22 protein-coding genes and 1 pseudogene are annotated in these 21,677 nt (G+C 69.6%); 16 read left to right on the top strand and 7 right to left on the bottom strand.

The window, feature by feature from the left end; all coding sequences use genetic code 11:
* Nucleotides 1-15: 15 nt before the first annotated feature.
* Together AOM45_RS47250 and hppD are read right to left on the bottom strand one after the other, a co-directional pair.
* On the bottom strand, nucleotides 16-870 hold the full coding sequence (locus AOM45_RS47250) for a hypothetical protein (protein ID WP_051784821.1): 855 nt from the start codon (nucleotides 868-870) through the stop codon (nucleotides 16-18).
* On the bottom strand, nucleotides 857-2,074 hold the full coding sequence (gene hppD, locus AOM45_RS47245) for a 4-hydroxyphenylpyruvate dioxygenase (protein ID WP_030473994.1): 1,218 nt from the start codon (nucleotides 2,072-2,074) through the stop codon (nucleotides 857-859). The genes AOM45_RS47250 and hppD overlap by 14 nt, the downstream gene beginning before the upstream one ends.
* Before the next feature lie 164 nt (nucleotides 2,075-2,238).
* Here hppD and AOM45_RS47240 point away from each other — a divergent pair, with 164 nt between their 5' ends.
* Nucleotides 2,239-2,745, top strand: a complete 507-nt coding sequence (locus AOM45_RS47240; RefSeq protein ID WP_030473995.1) for an Lrp/AsnC family transcriptional regulator — start codon at nucleotides 2,239-2,241, stop codon at nucleotides 2,743-2,745.
* 89 nt (nucleotides 2,746-2,834) lie between these two features.
* Here AOM45_RS47240 and hisC read toward each other — a convergent pair whose 3' ends face one another.
* Nucleotides 2,835-3,902, bottom strand: a complete 1,068-nt coding sequence (hisC, locus tag AOM45_RS47235) for a histidinol-phosphate transaminase (RefSeq protein ID WP_059363072.1) — start codon at nucleotides 3,900-3,902, stop codon at nucleotides 2,835-2,837.
* 55 nt (nucleotides 3,903-3,957) lie between these two features.
* Nucleotides 3,958-4,395: an Lrp/AsnC family transcriptional regulator gene (locus AOM45_RS47230; protein ID WP_030474196.1), complete on the bottom strand. Its 438-nt coding sequence runs from the start codon at nucleotides 4,393-4,395 to the stop codon at nucleotides 3,958-3,960.
* A gap of 161 nt (nucleotides 4,396-4,556) precedes the next feature.
* On the opposite strand from AOM45_RS47230, the gene pdhA reads away from it, so the two are divergent.
* Genes pdhA through AOM45_RS47215 form a run of 3 tightly spaced genes read left to right on the top strand, consistent with a single transcriptional unit; the run spans nucleotide 4,557 to nucleotide 7,896 of the window.
* Nucleotides 4,557-5,633, top strand: coding sequence for a pyruvate dehydrogenase (acetyl-transferring) E1 component subunit alpha (gene pdhA / locus AOM45_RS47225; RefSeq protein ID WP_030474195.1), 1,077 nt, complete (start codon nucleotides 4,557-4,559; stop codon nucleotides 5,631-5,633).
* The gene (locus AOM45_RS47220; RefSeq protein ID WP_030474194.1) at nucleotides 5,633-6,625 is read left to right on the top strand and encodes an alpha-ketoacid dehydrogenase subunit beta; all 993 of its coding nucleotides are present in this window, start codon (nucleotides 5,633-5,635) and stop codon (nucleotides 6,623-6,625) included. The genes pdhA and AOM45_RS47220 overlap by 1 nt, the downstream gene beginning before the upstream one ends.
* On the top strand, nucleotides 6,622-7,896 hold the full coding sequence (locus AOM45_RS47215; RefSeq protein ID WP_030474193.1) for a dihydrolipoamide acetyltransferase family protein: 1,275 nt from the start codon (nucleotides 6,622-6,624) through the stop codon (nucleotides 7,894-7,896). Before AOM45_RS47220 ends, AOM45_RS47215 begins: the two co-directional genes overlap by 4 nt.
* A 1-nt stretch (nucleotide 7,897) precedes the next feature.
* Here AOM45_RS47215 and AOM45_RS47210 read toward each other — a convergent pair whose 3' ends face one another.
* Together AOM45_RS47210 and paaZ are read right to left on the bottom strand one after the other, a co-directional pair.
* Entirely contained in the window at nucleotides 7,898-8,488 is a 591-nt protein-coding gene (locus tag AOM45_RS47210; protein WP_051784862.1) for a TetR/AcrR family transcriptional regulator, read from the bottom strand.
* A gap of 51 nt (nucleotides 8,489-8,539) precedes the next feature.
* Nucleotides 8,540-10,567 carry a phenylacetic acid degradation bifunctional protein PaaZ gene (gene paaZ, locus AOM45_RS47205; protein WP_030474191.1) on the bottom strand — a complete coding sequence of 676 codons (2,028 nt, stop codon included), beginning with the start codon at nucleotides 10,565-10,567 and terminating at the stop codon, nucleotides 8,540-8,542.
* Nucleotides 10,568-10,654: 87 nt separating this feature from the next.
* Here paaZ and paaA point away from each other — a divergent pair, with 87 nt between their 5' ends.
* Genes paaA through AOM45_RS47165 form a run of 8 tightly spaced genes read left to right on the top strand, consistent with a single transcriptional unit; the run spans nucleotide 10,655 to nucleotide 16,905 of the window.
* Nucleotides 10,655-11,587, top strand: coding sequence for a 1,2-phenylacetyl-CoA epoxidase subunit PaaA (gene paaA / locus AOM45_RS47200; RefSeq protein WP_030474190.1), 933 nt, complete (start codon nucleotides 10,655-10,657; stop codon nucleotides 11,585-11,587).
* Entirely contained in the window at nucleotides 11,584-11,865 is a 282-nt protein-coding gene (gene paaB / locus AOM45_RS47195) for a 1,2-phenylacetyl-CoA epoxidase subunit PaaB (RefSeq protein ID WP_030474189.1), read from the top strand. Before paaA ends, paaB begins: the two co-directional genes overlap by 4 nt.
* A 6-nt stretch (nucleotides 11,866-11,871) precedes the next feature.
* Nucleotides 11,872-12,696, top strand: coding sequence for a 1,2-phenylacetyl-CoA epoxidase subunit PaaC (gene paaC, locus AOM45_RS47190; protein WP_030474188.1), 825 nt, complete (start codon nucleotides 11,872-11,874; stop codon nucleotides 12,694-12,696).
* 5 nt (nucleotides 12,697-12,701) lie between these two features.
* Entirely contained in the window at nucleotides 12,702-13,193 is a 492-nt protein-coding gene (paaD, locus tag AOM45_RS47185; protein WP_156094494.1) for a 1,2-phenylacetyl-CoA epoxidase subunit PaaD, read from the top strand.
* A 1-nt stretch (nucleotide 13,194) separates the two neighbouring features.
* A complete protein-coding gene (gene paaE / locus AOM45_RS47180) occupies nucleotides 13,195-14,244 on the top strand; it encodes a 1,2-phenylacetyl-CoA epoxidase subunit PaaE (RefSeq protein ID WP_030474186.1) in 1,050 nt (349 codons plus the stop codon).
* 15 nt (nucleotides 14,245-14,259) lie between these two features.
* Entirely contained in the window at nucleotides 14,260-15,426 is a 1,167-nt protein-coding gene (locus AOM45_RS47175) for a thiolase family protein (protein ID WP_030474185.1), read from the top strand.
* Nucleotides 15,423-16,247 carry a 3-hydroxyacyl-CoA dehydrogenase family protein gene (locus AOM45_RS47170; protein WP_030474184.1) on the top strand — a complete coding sequence of 275 codons (825 nt, stop codon included), beginning with the start codon at nucleotides 15,423-15,425 and terminating at the stop codon, nucleotides 16,245-16,247. Before AOM45_RS47175 ends, AOM45_RS47170 begins: the two co-directional genes overlap by 4 nt.
* 43 nt (nucleotides 16,248-16,290) lie before the next feature.
* Nucleotides 16,291-16,905 (top strand): TetR/AcrR family transcriptional regulator, encoded by a 615-nt coding sequence (locus tag AOM45_RS47165; RefSeq protein WP_030474183.1) that lies wholly within the window; start codon nucleotides 16,291-16,293, stop codon nucleotides 16,903-16,905.
* Between the two features lie 186 nt (nucleotides 16,906-17,091).
* Here the strand turns inward: AOM45_RS47165 and AOM45_RS49005 are convergent, their stop codons facing one another.
* Complete coding sequence (locus AOM45_RS49005; protein WP_162185781.1) at nucleotides 17,092-18,555, bottom strand: polysaccharide deacetylase family protein; 1,464 nt, start codon at nucleotides 18,553-18,555, stop codon at nucleotides 17,092-17,094.
* Nucleotides 18,556-18,899: 344 nt separating this feature from the next.
* On the opposite strand from AOM45_RS49005, the pseudogene AOM45_RS53360 reads away from it, so the two are divergent.
* From AOM45_RS53360 to AOM45_RS47145, 4 genes and pseudogenes are all read left to right on the top strand, one after another.
* Nucleotides 18,900-19,019: pseudogene (locus tag AOM45_RS53360) on the top strand (acetyl-CoA C-acyltransferase); the annotation flags it as partial.
* A gap of 258 nt (nucleotides 19,020-19,277) precedes the next feature.
* Nucleotides 19,278-19,562, top strand: a complete 285-nt coding sequence (locus AOM45_RS47155; protein WP_030474181.1) for an MSMEG_0570 family nitrogen starvation response protein — start codon at nucleotides 19,278-19,280, stop codon at nucleotides 19,560-19,562.
* Nucleotides 19,559-20,890, top strand: coding sequence for an MSMEG_0569 family flavin-dependent oxidoreductase (locus AOM45_RS47150; protein WP_030474180.1), 1,332 nt, complete (start codon nucleotides 19,559-19,561; stop codon nucleotides 20,888-20,890). Before AOM45_RS47155 ends, AOM45_RS47150 begins: the two co-directional genes overlap by 4 nt.
* 120 nt (nucleotides 20,891-21,010) lie before the next feature.
* Nucleotides 21,011-21,677, top strand: a 667-nt coding sequence (locus AOM45_RS47145) for a transposase (RefSeq protein ID WP_174517983.1), incomplete at its 3' end; no start/stop codon positions are given.

The following is a 21,677-nucleotide window of genomic DNA, read 5'->3' as shown; positions in this document are numbered from 1 at the left end:
GCGTGTTCCTCAGGTTCAGTGCCGGAAGGCGGTGACGGCGAGACCCAGCGCGGCCAGGTCGTCGACGGGCTCGCTGGTGCTGCAGGAGCCGAAGGAGCGGAACAGGTCCCGCACCTCGCGGGCGGTGTCCGCGGGCAGGCCCGCGGTGGCCTCGACGACCGCTGCGGGATCGCGCTCCAGCAGAGTCGCCTCGACCTCGGCGACAGGTGCGCCGGTGACCGCGAGGGCTGTCCCCGCGACCAGGTCGAGAAAGCCGAAGTGGTCGAAACCGGTCGTGCCGTCGGTGTGGGTGATCGCGTGGTGCAGCCCGGCGGTGGCCTTGAACGGAAGACCCCGCTCGGCGGCGGCGACGAGGAACGCGGCCAGCTCGGCCGCGGACGGGAACATCTCACGCCGTACGCCGCCACAGCGGACCTTCGCCCGGTGGCCGTGCAGGGCCAGCAGGTCGAGGTCGGCCCCGTGCACCGGGCGGACGCCGACCTCGACGTGGACCTCGAGGCCCGGGACCCCGGCGGCGAGCGCGTCGGCCACGGCGAGCGCCTCCTCGCGTTCGGCCGCCCCGGCGGGCAGGGCGGTCTCGAACCCGCGCAGCACCAGGCGCGGGTCGTCCAGCACCGCCTCGATCTCCCGGCAGGTCGTCCAGGTGGCCGGTCCGAGGGCGATCAGCTCGATCCGGTCCCGGTCGGTCAGGTGCTCCCGCAGCTCGGCGAACCGGACGACCGGGCACACGAAGCGGTTCGTCAGCACCGGACTCGCGGTTGCCTGGTCTGCCCGGTGACGGGCGACGGCGGCGGCCATGCCGAGCTCCTCCGGCGGGAACAGCCCTGCGTCGTCGACCAGGGCGCGGACCAGCTCGTCAGAGGTTGCCACGGCGATCCTGCTCGCGCTCGATGGACTCGAAGAGGGCCTTGAAGTTGCCCTTGCCGAAGCCCAACGACCCGTGGCGCTCGATCAGCTCGAAGAAGACCGTCGGCCGGTCACCGAGCGGCTTGGTGAAGATCTGCAGCAGGTAACCGTCCTCGTCGCGGTCGACCAGGATGCCGCGCTTCTTCAGCTCCTCGACCGGCACCCGGACGTGACCGATGCGGGCGCGCAGCTCGGGGTCGTCGTAGTAGGCGTCGGGGGTGTCGAGGAAGTCGACGCCGGCTTTGCGCAGCTCGTCGACGGTGCGCAGGATGTCGTTGGTCGCGAGCGCCAGGTGCTGGGCGCCGGGGCCGCGGTGGAACTCGAGGTATTCGTCGATCTGCGACTTCTTCTTCGCGACGGCCGGCTCGTTGAGCGGGAACTTCACCCGGTGGTTGCCGTTGGCGACCACCTTCGACATCAGTGCGGAGTAGTCGGTGGCGATGTCGTCACCGATGAACTCCGCCATGTTCACGAAGCCCATGACCCGGTTGTAGAAGCCCACCCACTCGTCCATCTTCCCGAGCTCGACGTTGCCGACGATGTGGTCGAGAGCCTGGAAGAGACGCTTCGGCGCACCCTCGCGCTTCACGAACGTGCTCGACGCCGGCTGGTAGCCGGGGAGATGGGGGCCGTCGTAGCGGACACCGCCGACGACGCGCTGGACGAGCGTGTGCCGAGTCTCGCCGTACGTCGCGATCGCGGCGACGCGGACGGTGCCGTGCTCGTCGGTCAGGTCGTGCGGCTCCTCGAGGACAGTGGCTCCGGCCTTCTTCGCCTGGGCGATGCACTTGTCCACGTCGGGCACCTCGAGAGAGATGTCGACGACGCCGTCGCCGTGCTTCGCCTGGTGGGCGACCAGCGGGCTGTCCGGGTGGACAGCACCCTTGAGAACGAAGCGGATCGAGCCCGACTTGAGCACGAACGCCTTGTGGTCGCGGTTGCCGTTCTCCGGGCCGGAGTAGGCGACCAGCTCCATGCCCCAGGTCGCCTGGTAGTAGCTCGCGGCCTGAGTGGCGTTGCCGACGACGAACACGATGGAGTCCCAGCCGCTGACCGGGAACTGGTCCTGGGTCTCGTCGTGGTCGACGAGGCCGACCAGCTGCCTGAGCTGCTCGGCGTCGAGGCCGGCGAGCTTCTCCTCCGCGGTCAGGGTGTCTTCGACGGTCATGTCGCTTCCTCCAGCAGGTGCTCGGCGGGCCGGTGTGGTCTGGTCACGGAGCATGCGGGGACTGCGAGAAGCTGGGCAATATCGTCAAAGAACGACGCTCATGCTGCTACTCTCGTACAGACGAACCCCGTCGCAACTATGCAAATTGTCTAGCAAGGGGCGCCATGAGCGAGGCCGCTCAGCTCGACGACATCGACTTCGCCCTCCTGGAGTCGCTCGCCGAGCATCCGCAGATCGGTGTGCTCGAGACGGCACGCCGCATCCACGTCGCGAGGGCGACCGTGCAGGCCAGGCTGCGCAAGCTCGAGGAGGCCGGCGTGATCGCCGGCTACCAGCCGCACATCGACCTGACGGCCGCGGGCTTCGCGGTGCAGTGCTTCGTCCAGCTGCAGACCGTCCAGGGCGAGCTCGACAAGGTGGCCGAGGACCTGGCCGCGATCCCCGGTGTGCTCGAGGCGTACGCCACCACCGGTACCAGCGACGTCCTGTGCCGGGTCGCGGCCCAGTCGCACCAGGGGTTGCAGGAGGCGTTGATCGAGATCGGCCGCTCCCGCTTCGTCTCCCGTTCCGACAGCATCGTCGTGCTCTCGGCGATCATCCCGTTCCGCACCATGCCGCTGCTGCAGACGCTCGACCGGCGCAAGGCCGCCAGGGCGCCGCGCTACCGCTGACCCGGCGCACACCCTTCGAGATCGCTCTCGGCCGGCTGATCCGAAGGAGAGGCCGCGACCTCGGTAGGTCGCGGCCATCGTTCAGCTGCTCATGAAGTGAACGCGCGTGCTGCCGCGAGGAAGGCGTCGTTCTCCTCGGGCTCGCCGATGGTCACGCGGGCGCCTTCGCCTGCGAATGCGCGCACGACGACCTTGTGTGCCAGGCAGTGTTCGTTGAACGCGGTGGTGCGTTCGCCCAGTGGCAGCCACACGAAGTTGGCTTGGGTCGGCGGGATGTCGTAGCCCATCGCGAGCAGTTCACCGCGGACGCGGGTGCGTTCGGCGACGATCGCGCGGCAGCGGACCATCAGCTCGTCCTCGGCGTCCAGTGAGGCCATGGCGGCGACCTGGGCGAGGGCGTTGACGGAGAACGGCACGTAGACCTTGCGCAGTGCCTCGGCGACGTGCGGCTGGGCGACCGCGTAGCCGATGCGCAGGCCGGCGAGGCCGTAGGCCTTGGAGAACGTGCGCAGCACCGCGACGTTGTCCCGACCGGCGGCCCACTGCTGCTTGGCGAGTTCGACGCCGTCGGGGATGTGGGTGTCGTCGACGAATTCCTTGTAGGCCTCGTCGATCACGACGAGCACGTCGGAGGGCACGCGGGCGATGAACGCCTCGATCTCTTCGGTGCGCAGCGCGGTGCCCGTGGGGTTGTTCGGGTTGCACACGAACACCATGCGGGTGTTGGGCGTGATCGCCGCGGCCATCGCGTCCAGGTCGTGCCCGTGCTCCGACGTCAGTGGCACGCGGACCTGCTTGGCGCCCGCGACGTGCACGACGATCGGGTAGGCCTCGAACGAGCGCCACGCGAACAGCACCTCGTCGTTCTCGGCGCAGGTCGCCTGGACGAGCTGCTGGCACAGGGTCACCGAGCCGCAGCCGATCGCGAGGTGGTCTGTGGGGACGCCGAGCTTGTCGGCGAGCCTGCCGGTGAGTTCGACGCAGCCGGAGTCGGGGTACCTGTTGATACCGGTGGCTGCTTCGGCGATCGCCTTGACGACGCTGGGCAGCGGCCCGGCGGACACCTCGTTGCTCGCGAGCTTGATGGCGCCGGGAATGGTCCTGCCGGGCACGTAGGCGGGCAGGGAAGCCAGGTCAGCACGGGTTCGCACGGTCATGCGCCACATCCTCCGTCCGGCTCGGGGAGCCGATCGATCGTTGGGGGTTCAAGGGTCAGTTCTCGGCGTCTTCGAAGATCAGGAACGTCTTGGTCGACAGCACTCCGGGAATGGTCTGCAGTTGTTCGAGGACGACACGGCGCAACGCGTTGTTGTCCTCCGACCTGACGAGCAGCATCACGTCGAACTCGCCGCCCACCAGCGCCATGTGCCGCACCTCCGGGATCGCCCGCAGCGCGGCCTGCAGATCGCGCCAGTTGTTCTGCCGCACCGTCATCGCCACGTAGGCCGACGTGGTCAACCCGACCTTCAGCGGGTCGACCCGCGCGGTGAAACCGGTGATCACCCCGTCCGCCACGAGACGCTCGAACCGGGCGTAGGCGTTCGCGCGCGAGATCGTCACGCGTTCGGCCAGGGCTCGGCCGGACAACCGTCCGTCCGACTCCAGTTCGCGCAGGATCCGGCGGTCGATCTCGTCCAGTTCCGTGTCCACGTGTCTCGCTCCCGGGGTCAAAAGTGCGGCGCATCGAGCCAATCGGATCTGCTGAATCGTGCAGACAAGTCAATCGTCTCGCACCGCTTCTGGGACCTGGCCGAATGACCGTCAATCTAGGCAATATTCGTGACAACTGTAAAGCCACGTGGAGGTGTGGATTGAGTGCCGGTCAGCTCAAGGCGGCCATCACCCCGGCCCGGTTGCTCGACGAGACCGGCCGCCTGGTCAGGGGAGCGCCGGCGCCCGACGCCGAGGCGCTGGCCGAGGGGTACCGCAAACTCGTGTTCGCTCGCAGGCTGAACGAGCAGTGCGGGGCGCTGGTCCGTCAGGGCCGGTTGGCCGTGTATCCGTCCTCTCGCGGGCAGGAGGCCTGCCAGGTCGCGTGCGCGTCAGTGCTGGCGGAGGGCGACTGGCTGTTCCCGACCTACCGGGACACGGCCGCGATCGCCGCGCGGGGAGTGGACCCGGTCGAGGTGCTCACCTTGTTGCGCGGCGACTGGCACTGCGGATACGACCCGAACGAGCACAAGGTCGCGCCTCAGGCCACGCCGCTCGCCACGCAGCTGTTGCACGCCGTCGGCGTCGCGCACGCGGCTCGGCTCAAGGGTGAGGACACGGTGGTCATGGCGTTGTGCGGTGACGGCGCGACCAGCGAGGGCGACTTCCACGAGGCCTGCAACTTCGCCGCCGTGTTCCGTGCGCCGGTGGTGTTCTTCGTGCAGAACAACAAGTACGCGATCTCGGTGCCTTTGGCCCGTCAGTCGGTCGCGCCGTCGCTCGCGGTCAAGGCGATCGGCTACGGCATGCCGGGTTTCCGGGTGGACGGCAACGACCTGCCGGCGTTGGAAAAGGTGCTCGGCGAGGCCGTCGCACGGGCTCGCGCGGGGGAGGGGCCGACGTTGGTCGAGGCGGACACCTACCGCATCGAGTCCCACACCAACGCCGACGACGCCACCCGCTACCGGGCCGACGACGAGGTCACCGAGTGGCTTCCGCGTGATCCGCTGCTGCGCGTTCGCACCTACCTGACGGCGGTCGGTGCGCTCGACGACGACCGCGAGAAGAAAATCGCCGCGGCCGCGGAGGAGATGGCGGCGGCGGTCCGGGCCGGAGTCGGCGCCGAGACGGTCGCCGATCCCGAGGACCTGTTCGCCCACGTGTACTCCACACCCACCCCACAGCTGGCGGAACAGCGCGCGACGCTGCGGGCCGAGCTCGAACTCGAGGAAGCCTGATGAGCGCCCCGAAGATGACCATGGCGCAGGCGATCAACACCGCACTGCGCGACGCCATCGCCGAGGACGACTCGGTCGTGGTGTTCGGTGAGGACGTCGCCCAGCTCGGCGGGGTGTTCCGCGTGACCGACGGGCTGCACCAGGAGTTCGGCGAGAGCCGGGTGTTCGACACCCCGCTCGCGGAGTCCGGGATCGTCGGCATGGCGGTGGGCATGGCCATGAACGGCATGCGCCCGGTCGTCGAGATGCAGTTCGACGCCTTCGCGTACCCCGCGTTCGAGCAGATCGTCAGCCACGTCGCGAAGCTGGGCAACCGCACGCGCGGCAAGGTGCGGCTGCCGATCGTGATCCGCATTCCCTACGCCGGCGGGATCGGCGGCGTGGAGCACCACTGCGACTCGTCCGAGGCCTACTACGCGCACACCCCGGGCCTGACCGTTGTCGCACCGGCCACCAACGCCGACGCCTACGGCCTGCTGCGCGCGGCGATCGCCGGCTCCGACCCGGTGGTCTTCCTGGAACCCAAGAAGCACTACTTCGCCAAGGAAGAAGTCGACGTGTCGGTGCCCGTGCCGCCGATCGGCCGGGCGGTGGTCCGGCGACCGGGCAGGGACGCCACGTTGATCGCCTACGGCCCGTCCGTGCCGGTCGCCCTGGCCGCCGCCGAGCAGGCCGCGACCGAAGGCAGGGACCTGGGCGTGGTCGACCTGCGCTCCATCGTCCCGTTCGACGACGAGACCGTGTGCGCCGAGGTCCGCAGGACCGGCAGGGCGGTCGTGGTCGCCGAGGCACCGGGATTCGCCTCGGTCGCCTCGGAGATCGCGGCACGGGTGGGGGAACGCTGCTTCCACCACCTCGAAGCGCCGGTTCGCCGGGTCACCGGGTTCGACGTGCCCTATCCGCCACCGAAGCTGGAGCACCACTTCCTGCCCGGCGTGGACCGGATCCTCGACGCCGTCGACACGCTGCAGTGGGAGGACGAAGTCGCATGAGCACCCAGGTGTTCGACCTGCCCGACCTCGGCGAGGGCCTCACCGAGGCCGTGCTGATCCGGTGGCTCGTCAAGACCGGTGACCCCGTCGCGGTGGACGAGCCCGTCGCCGAGGTCGAGACGGCCAAGGCGATGGTCGAGGTGCCCTCGCCGTTCGGCGGTGTGATCGCACAGCTGCACGGCGAGGAAGGCGCCACCCTCCAGGTCGGCTCGCCGTTGATCACGGTCGAGGCGGGGACTTCCGCTGCGGAGTCCTATGTAGAGGAAGAACGTGCCGGTTCGGGCAACGTCCTGATCGGCTACGGAACTTCGGGGGCGGACGCGTCTCGCCGCCGCCGGAGAAGGGCCGTTCCCCGTTCCGCGCCCACGAGGCAGACCCGGAACGGGGAACGACCCGCCGTGCAGTCACCGATCGTGCGCCGCCTCGCCCGTGACAAGGGCGTCGACCTCACCTCGCTGACCGGCACCGGGCCCGACGGTCTGATCATGCGCCGCGACGTCGAAGCAGCTGCCGCACCCGAGCCTGTCGCCGTGCCGCAGCCAGTGGCGGTCGTGAGTGACGTGGACCAGCGCACCGGCCTGCCGATCCGCACCCGAGTGCCGCTGACGGGCATGCGCAAGGCCGTCACGACGACCCTGACCCGCAGCCGCACCGAGATCCCGGAAGCGACGACGTGGGTGGACGTCGATGCGACGGCACTGCTCGACCTCCGCGCCGAGCTGAAGGAAACCGGTGCGGCACCGGGAATCCTCGCGATGGTCGCCAGGTTCGTGGTGGCGGGCCTCGCCCGCTTCCCGGAGCTGAACTCCCGGGTCGACACCGAACGCGGCGAGATCACCCACCTCGACGGCGTCAACCTCGGCCTCGCCGCGCAGACCGACCGCGGCCTCGTGGTCCCGGCGATCAAGGACGCGCACCGCCTGAGCATGCGCGGCCTCGACGCCGAGATCCGCAGGCTCACCGCCGCCGCGCGCGAAGGAACCGCGACCGCCGCCGAACTCAGCTCGGGCTCGTTCACCCTGAACAACTACGGGGTGCTCGGGGTCGACGGCAGTGCCGCGATCATCAACCACCCCGAGGTCGCGATCCTCGGGATGGGGCGGATCCTGCCCCGGCCGTGGGTGGTCGGAGGAGAGATCGCGGTGCGGCACATCGTGCAGCTCTCGCTCGTGTTCGACCACCGCGTCTGCGACGGCGGCACGGCGGGCGGCTTCCTCCGGTTCGTCGCCGACTGCATCGAGGCGCCGAAGTCGGCGATGGCGGACCTGTAGCTCAGGTCTGGATGCCGTGCAGGATCATCGAGCAGATCTGGCCGGCCGGCTCGCGTCCGCGGGCCGGCCGGTACCACTCGGCCAGCGAGTTGATCGTGCCGAAGATCAGCCGGGCGGTGGTGCGAGCGTCGAGGTCGCCGCGCACGTCGCCGTCGTCGATCGCCTCCTGCACGACACCGGCGACGAACTTGTCGAACGTGCGGCGCTGCTCCAGCGCCCACCGTTCGGTCTCGGTGTTGCCGTGCACGCTCAGCAGCAACCGGACGTACGGCAGTTCGGCCGCGAGAATCTCGACGTTGCGCTTGATCAGGTAGGTGAGCCGGTCGAGCGCGCGTCCTGACGTCGCACCGTCCTCGGTCGTGCTCGCCATCAACGGTTCCAGCGCGCGTTCCAGGCCGAGCCGCAGGAGTTGTTCCTTGCTCTCGACGTGGTGGTAGATCGAGGAACGCGACAACCCCGACGCCTGCGTGAGGTGCTGGAGGCTGGTGCCGTCGTAACCGCGTTCGGTGAACACCCGCACCGCGACCTCCAGCAGCCGCTCGAGGTTGTAGGGCGCTTTCCACCGCCCGCGCCGAGGTGCCTGCTCGCTCACCGGCTCATCGTCCCACGGGGGTGATCAGCCGGCGGGCGAGCAGGCCGTGCCCTATCGCTTGGCGACCAGCGTCAGCACGTCGTAGGTGGCGACCGGGTCGTTGTCCTGGTTCGTCACCACGGCGTCCCACCGCACTTCGCCGTACTCGGCGTTGGTGCGCGGAGTGATCTGCTTGACCGTCAGCCGCACGGCGATCGTGTCGCCGGCCTTCACCGGAGTGAGGAACCGCAGATGGTCCACGCCGAAGTTGGCGAGCACCGGTCCGGGGTTCGGCTCGACGAACAGCCCGGCCGCCAGCGACACCACCAGATAGCCGTGCGCCACGATCCCGCCGAACAACGGATTCGCCGCCGCCGCTTCGGGATCGGTGTGCGCGTAGAACGTGTCACCGGTGAACTCGGCGAAGTGGTCGATGTCCGCGAGGGTCACCTGCCGGCTCGCCGACTCGACGGTGTCACCGATCTTCAGTTCCGCCAACGACTTGCGGAACGGGTGCACCTCGTCGACCACGCGACGAGACCCCGGGGTCCAGCGTCCGGTGATCGCGGTCAGCATGTCCGGCGACGCCTGCACCGCGGTGCGCTGCATGTGGTGCAGCACGCCCCGCACACCGCCGAGCTCCTCGCCGCCACCGGCGCGGCCGGGTCCACCGTGCACCAGCATCGGCAACGGCGACCCGTGGCCGGTCGACTCGGCGGCGTCGTCGCGGTCGAGCACCAGGATCCGGCCGTGCCACGGTGCCACTCCCAGCACCACCTGTCGTGCGACGCCGGGATCGTGCGTCACGAGCGAGCCGACGAGGCTGCCCTTGCCCCGTGCCGCCAGCTCGATCGCCTCGGTCGTGGTGCGATAGGTGAGCACGGTGCTGACCGGGCCGAAGGGCTCGACGTCGTGCGGTTCGGCGGCACCGGCGCGGGCGCGCAGCAGCACGGGGGAGAGGAAGGCGCCGCGGTCGGCGTCGGCGTCCACCAGCTGCACGTCGTCCGGGTCACCGAACACGATCTCGGCGGAGTTGCGCAGGGACGCGATCGCCTTGCGCACCTCCTGCCGTTGGTCGAGCGACGCCAACGCGCCCATCCGCACGGTCTCGTCGGCCGGGTTTCCCACCGTGATCCTGGCCAGGCGCGCGGAGATCGCGTCCACCACACTGTCCGCAATGGACTCCGGCACGATCGTCCGCCGGATCGCGGTGCACTTCTGACCGGCCTTCACCGTCATCTCGGTGACGACGCCCTTGACGAACAGGTCGAACTCGGGATCGCCTGCCCGCACGTCGGGCCCGAGGATCGAGCAGTTGAGCGAGTCGGCCTCCACGCCAAGACGAACGCCGCCGTGCTGCACGTTCGGGTGGCTGCGCAGGATGCCCGCGGTGTGCGCGGATCCGGTGAAGGCAACGGAATCCTGCTCGTCCAGCACGTCGAGCAGGCCGCGCGGGCTGCCGCACAACAACTGCAGCGATCCTTCCGGCAGGATCCCGGACTCGATGATCTGCCGCACGACGGCCTCGGCGAGGTAGGCGCCCTGGCTGGCGGGCTTGACGATGCTCGGCAACCCGGCGAGGAACGCCGGCGCGAGCTTCTCGAGCATGCCCCACACCGGGAAGTTGAAGGCGTTGATCTGCACCGCGACACCGGGGCGCGAGGTGTAGAGGTGCTGGCCGAGGAACGTGCCCTCGCGGCCGAGGCGTTCGAGACCGCCGTCCAGCACGACGGTGTCGTTCGGCAGCTCGCGCACTCCCTTGCTCGCGAAGCTGAACAGCGTGCCGATCCCGCCGTCGACGTCGACGAGCGAGTCGCGTTTGGTGGCGCCGGTGCGGAACGACAGTTCGTACAGGGCGTCCTTGTGCGCGCTGAGGTGCTTGGCCAGTTCCTTGATCAGCGCGGCGCGCTGGTGGAACGTCAGCTCGCGGATCGCCGGGCCGCCAACGCGTTTGGCGTGCTCGACCATGGCGCTCAGGTCCAGGCCTTGACTGGACACGCGGGCGACCTCCTCGCCGGTCGCCGCGTCGAGCAGTGGTTCACCGTCGGCGTGTGCGCGGAACCATCGGCCCGAGGCGTAACTCTCCAGAAGTGCAGTCACTGTCACAGATTCCTCTCCCTTGCGAAGGCCGTGCTCCGTGTGTCACGGTAATACAGAACGTTCGGTCAGTAAATCGAGAGAGGCGCGATGACCGTCACGGAAACGGAGCTCGCGGAGCACTTCGAGGCGACCGTCGCGCGGGGCGACCGGATCGAGCCGCGAGACTGGATGCCAGAGGCCTACCGCAAGACGCTGATCAGACAGATCGCCCAGCACGCGCATTCCGAGATCATCGGCATGCAACCGGAGGGCAACTGGATCTCGCGGGCGCCCTCGTTGCGGCGCAAGGCGATCCTGCTCGCCAAGGTGCAGGACGAGGCGGGACACGGGCTCTACCTGTACTCGGCGTGCGAGACGCTCGGCACGGCGCGGCGCGAGTTGACCGAGAAGCTGTTGAGCGGCAAGCAGAAGTACTCGTCGATCTTCAACTACCCGACGCCGTCCTACGCCGACGTCGGCACGATCGGCTGGCTCGTCGACGGTGCCGCGATCTGCAACCAGGTGCCGTTGTGCCGCACCTCCTTCGGTCCCTACGGCCGGGCGATGATCCGCATCTGCAAGGAGGAGTCGTTCCACCAGCGGCAGGGTTACGAGCTGCTGATGACGATGATGCGCGGCACGGAGGAGCAGCGGGCGATGGTGCAGGAGTCCGTCGACCGGTTCTGGTGGCCCGCGCTGATGATGTTCGGCCCGCCCGACGACGCCTCGCCGCACACCGGGCAGTCCATGGCCTGGGGCATCAAGCGCAACACCAACGACGAGCTGCGGCAGAAGTTCGTCGACATGACCGTCCCGCAGGCCCGTGCGCTCGGGGTGACGCTGCCCGACCCGGAACTGAGGTGGAACTCCGAGCGGCGGGCGCACGACTTCGGCGAGCCGGATTGGGACGAGTTCTGGGCCGTGGTCGAGGGGAACGGCCCGTGCAACGCCGAGCGGCTCGATCGCCGGCGCAGGGCCCACGAGGACGGCGCCTGGGTGCGGGACGCGGCGGTGGCGTTCGCCGAGGAGGGTGCGCGATGAGCGAATGGCCGCTCTACGAGGTGTTCTTGCGCGGCAAGCGCGGCCTCAACCACGTGCACGTCGGATCGCTGCACGCACCCGACGACAGGTTCGCCCTGATGCACGCACGGGACGTTTACACCCGGCGCAACGAAGGAGTGTCCATCTGGGTCGTGCGCGCGTGCGAGATCACCGCGTCCAGTCCCGACGAGAAGGACCCGATGTTCGCGCCGAGCGGGGACAAGGTCTACCGGCACCCCACGTTCTACGACATCCCCGCGCACGTTCCCCACCTGTGAGGCCTGATGATCAGCGACGACCTGCTCGGGAACGACGCGCACTGGGCGTTCGGCACCGACTTCGAGGACCCGCTGGCCGGCGTGGACACGACCGTCCCGGACGGTGTCGACCCGGCTTCACTCGCGCGGTACTGCCTGATGCTCGGTGACGACGCTCTCGTGCTCTCCCAACGACTTTCAGAGTGGTGCAGCCGCGCACCAGACCTCGAGGAGGACATCGCGCTCGCGAACGTCGCGCTGGACCTGCTCGGCCAGGCGCGGCTGCTCCTGGCGCGGGCCGCGGCCGCTGACCCGTCCGTGGTACCGGCGTTGCCGGACGACTCGCCGGTGCCCGCGGAGGACGCACTGGCCTTCTTCCGCTCTCCGGCGGAGTTCCGCAACGTGACCATGGCCGAGCTGCCCAACGGCGACTTCGCGGAGGCGATCACCCGGTTGCTGCTGCTGAGCACCTGTCGGCTGGCGGAGTTCGAGTCGATGGCGGCGCACCCGGACGCGGTGCTCGCCGCCGTCGCCGCGAAGGGCCGCAAGGAACTCGCGTACCACCGCGACTTCGCGGCCCGCTGGTTCGTCACGCTCGCCCGCGGCACCGCCGAGTCCCGCCGGCGGGTGCTCGACGCCCTCGACGGGCTGTGGGCGTTCTGGCCGGAGCTCGATGCGCCCGCCGGCGTGGAAGTCGTGCTGGACCAGGTGTTCGCGGCCGCTGACGTGTCCAGGCCCGAAGTCGCACCGGCTCGTGGTCTCGGTCGCGAGTGCGTGCACACCGAGGCGTTGACGGACCTCCTGGCGGAGATGCAGAGCGTCGCCAGGGCACACCCGAGGGGGCTGTGGTGACCGTGCTGGAACGTGCCCGTGCCGTGGCCGCCACGGTGGTCGATCCGGAACTGCCGATGCTGACGCTGGCGGATCTCGGTGTGCTGCGCGACGTCGAAGTGTCAGCGCTGGGCGGGGTCGTCGTGTCGATCACGCCCACCTACTCCGGCTGCCCGGCGATGGCGACGATGCGCGACGACCTCGTGCGGACGTTGCGCTCCGAGGGCTTCGCGGACGTCGAGGTCAAGATCGCGCTGCAGCCTGCCTGGACGACCGACTGGATCACCCCCGCGGGGAGGACGGCCCTCGCCGACGCCGGCATCTCACCGCCAGGGCCCGCACCGCGGCGCGATGGTCCGGTGCTGCTCTCGCTGGGGCCGGTCAGGCGCGCGAATCGTTGTCCCCGTTGCGATTCCGAGGACGTCGAGCTCACCTCGGAGTTCGGTTCGACCGCGTGCAAGGCCCTGTACCGGTGCCGCGCGTGCCTCGAGCCCTTCGACCACGTGAAGGAGATCTGACATGGCTTTCCGCCCGCTGGCCGTGTCGGCGGTCGACCGGGTCACCGACGACGCCGCGGCGATCACCTTCGCCGTGCCGGACGACCTCCGCGAGGTGTTCTCGTTCGCGGCCGGGCAGTCGCTCACGGTGCGCCGGGTCGTGGACGGCGTCGAGCACCGCAGGACCTACTCGATCTGCGCGCCGGTCGGCTCGCCGCCGCGGATCGGCGTGCGGGAGATCCCCGGCGGTCTGTTCTCCAGCTGGCTGGTGCGCGACGTCCGGCCAGGAGACTCCGTGGAGGTGCAGGCGCCGTCCGGCAGCTTCCGCGCCGACCCGGCCGAGGGCGGTCGTCACCTGTGCATCGCGGCGGGCTCGGGCATCACGCCGATGCTCTCGATCGCTTCGACCGTTCTGGACAACCCGGACGCGCGCGTGACGTTGCTCTACGGCAACCGGACCACGAACACGGTGATGTTCGCGGAAGAGCTCGCAGACCTGAAGAACGCGCACAACACCCGGTTCGACCTCGTGCACGTGTTGTCGCGCGAGCCACGGGACGTCGAGCTGTTCTCCGGCAGGCTCGACGCCGACCGGTTGCGGCAACTGCTCACCCGGCTCGTGCCCGTCGCGGAGATGGACCACGTGTGGCTGTGCGGGCCGTTCGAGATGCTCACCGGAGCCCGCGAAGTGCTTGCCTCGCTGGGAGTTCCGCCGGAGAAAGTCCACTTCGAACTCTTCTACGTGGACCTGCCGCCGCCTCGGTTGCGGCACGTCGAGAACGCCGTCGAGGGCGACACCAGCGAGGTCACCGTCGTGCTGGACGGCCGGACGACCACCACGTCGATGCGTCGCGACCGCACGATCCTCGACTCCGCCCAGCAGGTGCGCGGCGATGTGCCGTTCGCCTGCAAGGGCGGTGTGTGCGGCACCTGCCGGGCGCGGATCCGCGACGGCAAGGCCGACATGGTCCGCAACTACGCGCTCGAACCCGACGAGGTCGCTCGCGACTTCGTGCTGACCTGCCAGACCTTCCCCATCAGCGACACCGTGATCGTCGACTTCGACGCCTGAGACTTGAGGAGTTCCATGCACGAGGCATTCGTCCTCGACGGCGTGCGCACGCCGATCGGCCGCTACGGCGGCGCCCTCGCCAAGTCCCGTCCGGACGACCTCGCCGCGCTCGTCGTGCGCACGGCCGTCGAACGCACGGGCATCGACCCGGCGGACGTGGACGAGATCGTCTTCGGCGCGGCGAACCAGGCGGGGGAGGATAACCGCAACGTGGCCCGCATGGCGGGCCTGCTCGCCGGGCTGCCGGACACCGTGCCGGGCTTCACCGTCAACCGCCTGTGCGCCTCCGGGATGACCGCGCTCGCGACCGCCAGGCAGATGATCGCCGCCGGTGACGCGGACGTGGTGATCGCCGGCGGCGTCGAGTCGATGACGCGCGCGCCGTGGGTGACCGAGAAGCCGAGCAAGGCGTTCGCCCGTCCCGGCGCGTCCTTCGACACCTCGATCGGCTGGCGCTTCACCAACCCGGCGTTCGACGCGGACACCACGGCGTCGATGCCGCAGACCGGCGAACGCGTCGCCCAGCAGTGGAAGCTGACCCGTGAGGAGCTCGACGAGTTCGCGCTGCTGTCGCACCAGCGCGCCGTCGACGCGCAGAAGAACGGCCGGTTCGCCGCCGAGATCGTGCCGGTCGGCGAGGTGGCGGAGGACGAGGGACCGCGCGCCGACACCAGCCTGGCCAAGCTCGCCGGTCTGCGGCCGGTCCACGGCCCCGGTGGCGTGATCACCGCGGGCAACTCCAGCCCGCTCAACGACGGCGCGGCCGCTGTCATCGTGGTGAGTGAACGGTATGCGGCGGCACACGGACTGCAGCCGCGAGCCCGGATCGTCGCGGGGGCGAGTGTCGGCGTCGCTCCCGAGATCATGGGCATCGGACCTGTTCCCGCGACGCGGAAGGTGCTCGACCGGGCGGGGTGGTCGTTGTCCGATGTGGACGCCGTCGAGCTGAACGAGGCCTTCGCCTCCCAGTCGCTCGCCTGCATCCGCGACCTCGGCCTGGACCCCGGGATCGTGAACTCCGACGGTGGTGCGATCGCGCTGGGTCACCCGCTCGGCTGCTCGGGCACGCGGATCGTCATCACGCTGCTGGGCAGGCTGGAGCGGGCAGGTGACCGGCGTGGCCTGGCCACGATGTGCGTCGGCGTCGGCCAGGGCTCGGCATTGCTGCTGGAGCGCCCGTGACGACCTTCCCCGTTTCCGTCGGTGTTTACGGTGGCGGCCGCATGGGTGCCGGCATCGCGCACGCGTTCGCCGTGGCCGGTAGCACCGTCACCATCGTCGAGACCCGAGCGGCCGCTTCCGACGCGCGTGTGCGCGTCGAGAAGACCCTGGCCAAGGCAGCCGAGAAGGGCATCGAGGTCGCCGGTGGCATCTCGGTCACCACGGACCCGTCCTCGCTCGCCTCGGCGTCGCTCGTGGTCGAGGCCGTGCCCGAGCTCGCCGACCTGAAGTACCGGGTGCTCGCCACGATCGCCCGGTTCGCCCCCGCGGCCGTCATCGGCACCAACACCAGCTCGTTGTCGATCGACGACCTCGCCTCCGCGCTCCCGAACCCGTCCGTTCTCGTCGGCCTTCACTTCTTCAACCCGGTCCCGGCGAGCGACCTGGTCGAGGTAGTGGTCGGCGCTCGCACCGCGCCGGGACTGGTCGGGCAGGCCCGGGAGTGGGTGCGCTGCCTCGGCAAGCGCGCGATCACCGTGCGGGACTCGCCGGGCTTCGCCAGCAGCCGCCTCGGCGTCGCGATCGCCCTGGAAGCGATGCGCATGCTGGAGGAGGGCGTCGCGTCCGCCGAGGACATCGACCGCGCGATGACCCTCGGCTACCGGCACCCGATCGGACCGCTGCGCACCACCGACCTCGTCGGCCTGGACGTGCGGCTCGCCATCGCGGAGCACCTCGAACGTGAGCTCGGGCCCCGCTTCGCCCCACCGCGGTTGCTGCGGGACAAGGTCAGAGCCGGGCAGCTGGGCCGCAAGTCGGGGAAGGGCTTCTACCAATGGTGACAGCACGCGGGCGGGGCTGACGCCGTTTGGGACACTGCACGGCATGACCACCACGGAGAACGGCAAGGCGCGCCGCCGCGGACGACCGGGCTACGACCTGGAAACCCTGCTGAAGGCGGCCGCCGAGCTGTTCTACGAGCGCGGCTACGACGGCACCAGCATCCAGGACCTCGCCACCCGCCTGGGCGTCGCCAAGTCCGCGATCTACCACCACGTGCCCAGCAAGGAAGCCCTGCTCAGCCTTGCTGTCGACCGCGCACTCGACGGCCTGTTCGCCGAGGTGACCAAACTCGAACCGGTAGGCGGCCGCGCCATCGACCGCCTCGAACACCTGGTCCGCGGCAGCATCACCGTCCTGATCGACGAACTGCCCTTCGTCACGCTCCTCCTGCGGGTCCGCGGCAACACCGAAACCGAGCGCAACGCCCTCGCCCGCCGCCGCGAGTTCGACCACGTCGTCACCGACCTCGTCGCGCAGGCCGCGGCGGAAGGCGACCTGCGGGCCGACGTCCACCCGGCCATGATCACCCGCCTCCTGTTCGGCATGGTCAACTCGATCATCGAGTGGTACCGGCCCCAGGGCGGCCTCACCAGTGCCGACCTCGCCGAAACCGTGGCCACCGTGGCGTTCGACGGCTTGCGCGTCCGAAGCACGTGAGCTCGATGAGCGGTGTGTCCGCCGAGCGTGGATCGCGAGCGGAACTCGCCGGCTGAGCAGCAGCGCCCGCGCGGACGTGTCGAGGGTCGCCAACCGGTCGCGGAGCCTGCCCCGGCGATCCGGTGGTGCCGGACCTCGACGCCGATGGCGAACCGACGATCGTCCGAGGGCGCGAATGACGACCTTTCAGGAGCGGTCGGCCGCGGCCGGGTTCGAGCTGTAGGTGGTGCCCGCGGCCAGCGGCGTCGTGCCGAAGAGCTGGCTGGTCGTCACGAAGTGGTAGTCGCGTTCCTTCAGGGCGTTGAGGATCGCGGGCACGGCGGCCACTGACGTCTGGTGGATGTCGTGGATCAGGACGATGTCGCCGGGCTTGACGGTGCTGATGACGGTCTGGGCGACTTTGGCGCTGTCGTGGAACTTCCAGTCCTCGGTGTCCACACTCCACAGGACGAGCGGCTTGCCGGCGTTGGCACGCACCTTGTCGTTCATGGCTCCGTAGGGCGGCCGGACGAGCGTCGGGGCGTGGCCGGTCGCGGTCTTCACGGCCTGTTCGGTGCGCGACAGCTGCTCGCGGATCTGCTCCTCGGTCTGCTTGGTCAGGTCGGGGTGCGACCAGCTGTGGTTGCCGATCTCGTGCCCGGCTTCGGCCACTCTGCGCACCAGGGCGGCGTTGTAGGTGGCGTTCTGCCCGACGACGAAGAACGTGGCGCGAGCGTCGTGCTGGGCCAGCGTGTCGAGGAGTTGCGCGGTGAACGGGCCTGGGCCGTCGTCGAACGTCAGCGCGACGCACTTGACCTCCTGGCAGTTCACCTCGGCCGCGGGCGGAGGGGTGACCGGGCTGGTAGGCGCAGGAGGTGGTGGTGGCGCGGGCGTGTCCCCGATGGTCAGCCGGTTCGTCGGCCTGACGGCCTGCTCCTGGGCGCGGCGGCCGAGGTCGGAGAGCAACGCCGTCGCCTCCGCCGCGGGGATCACCGCCCGCACCCGGCCCGCGGGTGGCACGGCGGCGGTGCCTCGGTCGAGGTCGGCCACCAGCGCGCCGCCCGTGGTGAAGGACAGGTCGTTCAGTTTCCCAGCGCGGAACTCAGACCCGAGAGCGTCCTTCAGGCCGTCGCCCTGCACGCCTGCCTTGCCGGACAACGCCTTCGCGAACGCCGTGACCAACCGGTCGGTCGCGTCCTCGGCGATGAGCGCGGTCGAGGGGACCGACTGGCGAGTGCGGCCGTCGAACCAGTACGAGGCGGAGCTGATGCCGTCACCCGCGCCGCTGTAGTCGAAGGTGGTGAGCTGGACCCCGATGACGTCGCCCGCGGCGGCGAGGAACTCGAAGTCGATGTCGACGTCCAGATTCGCGGTCTCGCCCGAACAGCCTCTGTTCTCACTGCGCCCGAAGACGGGCAGGCGGGTTTCCACGGCTGAGCGCAGGGTGGCCGTGAGGGCGTCGGCGCCCGGAACCGCGGGATAGCTCGCGGACCACGAGCAGGACTCGTCGTCGCTGCTGTCGCCGACGATCCGCAGATCGCTGATCCAGGTCGGCGTGACCGTCCGGATCTCCTCGGAGTCGCCGAACGAGTCCTGAGGCGCCGCCGATTCGGAACACGCAGACAAACACGCGACCACGACAAGAGTTGCGGCCGCCACTGTTCTGCTCACCCCCGGGATTACGGGACGCCCATGAGATCGGTTCGATGTGGACCGCTTCAGAGGCGCCCAAACTTTCGGCGCCGGCGGGGCGGACTGCCCCAAAAGTCCATTGTGGGCGGTTCGTGTGTCCGATGGCGTCGCCGTCCCGGCGGAGTCGTCCCCGAGTATCGCTGTGTCGCTTGACCTGCATGGATGCGCTTTCGGCACGCACAAGGCCGTAGCGATGATCGTCAGAGGTGGGAACCGGCGCCGGGTTTCGCGCGGGTGAGACGCGCACCCGCGATCGGCCGGGTGGCCGCGCTGGACACCGGACTTCCCGCCACCGCGTCCGGCATCCAGATCGACCGCCGGCCGGTGCGCGCGTGCCGGCCACGCTCGCCAGGGAGGTGGTGCGCCGCGACGTCCGCTACGGGCTGGAGACCATGTGCATCGGTGGCGGACAGGCCCTGGCGGGCGTTTTCGAAAAGATCTGACCATCGGGGAAACAGATTTCAGTTAACCATCTTCTGTGTCGTCGGCGTCATGTTCCTGTATCGGTTGTGTCAACGACTTGCCTCTTTGTTGAGTCAGGGAAAAATCGCGGAACCTCACGATCGAGCTGCGCCCAACGCACATAGGCATCTGTAACAAAGCCCAGGACGCGTAACCCGGCGATGTTCCGGATGAAACGGAACGGAAATGATTCACGGTTGAACTTGTCCGTGTCATCAACGGACTGCGGGGAGGCAACCGTGCCTGAAGTTCTGTTCCGCGTGCGCTGGCCGGACGACTCGGTTAACAGATGCTATTCGCCTTCGACCGTTGTCGAGGAGTACTTCCGTGCGGGCGGCTCCTATCCTTTGGTGGAATTCGTCGCGTTGAGCAGGAAAGCGCTGACGGAGGCATCGGAACGGGTGCGCGAGATCCACGGGTTCGGGTGTGCCCAGGCGGAGGCGCAGCTGGTCGACATCGAGCTGAAGGCGGCCGAGTTCGCCGACCAGCAGGCCAGGATCGTGGTCGAGGGGTTCGAGCGATGAGCACCGACCTGGACGGGGTTCACCGCACGGTGGTCGTCGTGGGCGGAGGGCAGGCCGGGCTGTCCACCAGCTACTGCCTGAACCTCGCGGGTATCGACCACGTCGTGCTGGAGCGCGATCGTCCCGGTGGCGAGTGGCGGAACCGGCGGTGGGACTCCTTCTGCCTGGTGACCCCGAACTGGCAGTGCCAGTTGCCCGGTTTTCCTTACCGGGGAAGCGATCCCGACGGGTTCATGGTCCGCGACGAGATCGTGCGCTACCTCGAGGACTACGTGACGTCCTTCGACTGCCCGCTCGTCGAAGGCGTGACGGCGGTCCGGCTCCGGCGCCGTGAAGGCGGCGGCTTCCGGGTGTCCACGACGCACGGCGAGCTCACCGCTGATCACGTCGTGCTGGCCACCGGGCCGTACCAGGTGCCGCTCAAGCCGAGGATCGCCGAGCGCGTGCCCGCGGACGTGGTGCAGCTGCACTCCTCCGAGTACCGCAATCCCGAGGCGTTGCCACCGGGTGAGGTGCTCGTCGTCGGTACGGGGCAGTCCGGCTGCCAGATCGCCGAGGACCTGCACCTGGCCGGCCGGCAGGTGCATCTGGCGGTGGGCAGCGCACCGCGGGTCGCGCGGTCCTACCGGGGGCGCGACGTGGTGGCGTGGCTGGAGGACATGGGGTACTACCGGCGTGGCATCGACGAGTTCGAGGACGCCGACGCGGTGCGGTTGCGGGCGAACCACTACGTCACCGGTCGCGATGGTGGCCGCGACATCGATCTGCGGGCGTTCGCCCGTGACGGGATGCGGCTCTACGGCAGGCTCACCGACATCCGCGACGGCCTCGCGAGGTTCGCGCCAGACCTGATCAAGAACCTCGACCACGCCGACGCGGTGTCGGAGGGGATCAAGGACTCGATCGACGCCCACGTCCTCGCCCGCGGTGTCGACGCGCCCGCCGAGGCCAGGTACGAGCCGGTGTGGACGCCGGACACCCAACCGTCCGAACTGGACCTGTCCGGGATCACCTCGGTGGTGTGGAGCACGGGTTTCGGCCGCGACCACCGCTGGATCGACGTCCCCGTCTTCGACGGGCGCGGTTACCCCACGCACGAGCGCGGTGTCACCAGCTGCCCTGGGCTCTACTTCATCGGACTGCCCTGGCAGCACACCTGGGGCTCTGGCCGGTTCTGTGGCGTCGCGGACGACGCCCGGCACCTGGTGTCCCACATCGCGTCGGAGCGCCGCGGCGGCATCGCGACCGGGGTGCCGTGGATCGCGGGGACGCCCGAGGACACCTTCCCCAGCGATGAGTACTGGACGGCCACCCGCACCGTGGCCTAGCCTCGGGATTTCACCTGATCTGAGGTGACACGCCTCTGAATGCGCGGAAGTGCCTGTCCTGTAAGGAAAACTGGTGTTTGCGAAGACATCAGATACACCGAACAGGAAGGCACTCCGCAGGTGAAGCGTAGCGCAGGTCCGTGTCTGGTTCTTGATCCGGCTCGTGAGTCGTTGGTGTCGTCGGCGGGCGCGGTGTTGCTGCGGCAGACCCTGCGGCTGTCCGGGGCGCAGCGGGCGTTATCGGGCGCGCTGACGCCGTGGCGGGGCCGGCGTGCCACGCATGATCCGGGCAAGATCCTCTGCGATGTCGCGATCGCGGTCGCGCTGGGCGGAGACTGCCTGGCCGATCTCGCCCTCGTGCGCGCCCAGCCGGGGCTGTTCGGCCCTGTGGCCAGCGACCCGACGGTGTCACGGCTGGTCAGCACACTCGCCGCCGACATCGGCGCGTCGCTGGCGGCGATCCGCGCCGCTCGTGCCCAGGCACGGGCGGCGGTATGGGCGCGGCGGCGGCCACTGGCCGGGCGAGCTGGGACCCGTGACGGCGGACTGGTGATCGTGGACATCGACGCGACACTGGTGACCGCGCACTCGGACAAACAACACGCCACCGGCACCCACAAACGGGGTTTCGGGTTCGCGCCGATGTGCGCGTTCGTCGATCACGGCGAGCACGGCACCGGGGAGACCCTGCTCGCCCAGTTGCGGCCGGGCAACGCCTCCCCCTGGAACGCCCGCGACCACATCGAGGCGGTCGATCTGGCGCTGGCCCAGCTACCCGAGACCGAAC

The sequence above is a fragment of the Lentzea aerocolonigenes genome (assembly GCF_000974445.1).
In the GTDB taxonomy this organism is placed as follows: Bacteria; Actinomycetota; Actinomycetes; order Mycobacteriales; family Pseudonocardiaceae; genus Lentzea; species Lentzea aerocolonigenes.
Note: the sequence above shows the minus strand (reverse complement) of the source record. Positions and strands in the feature narration are given on the sequence as shown.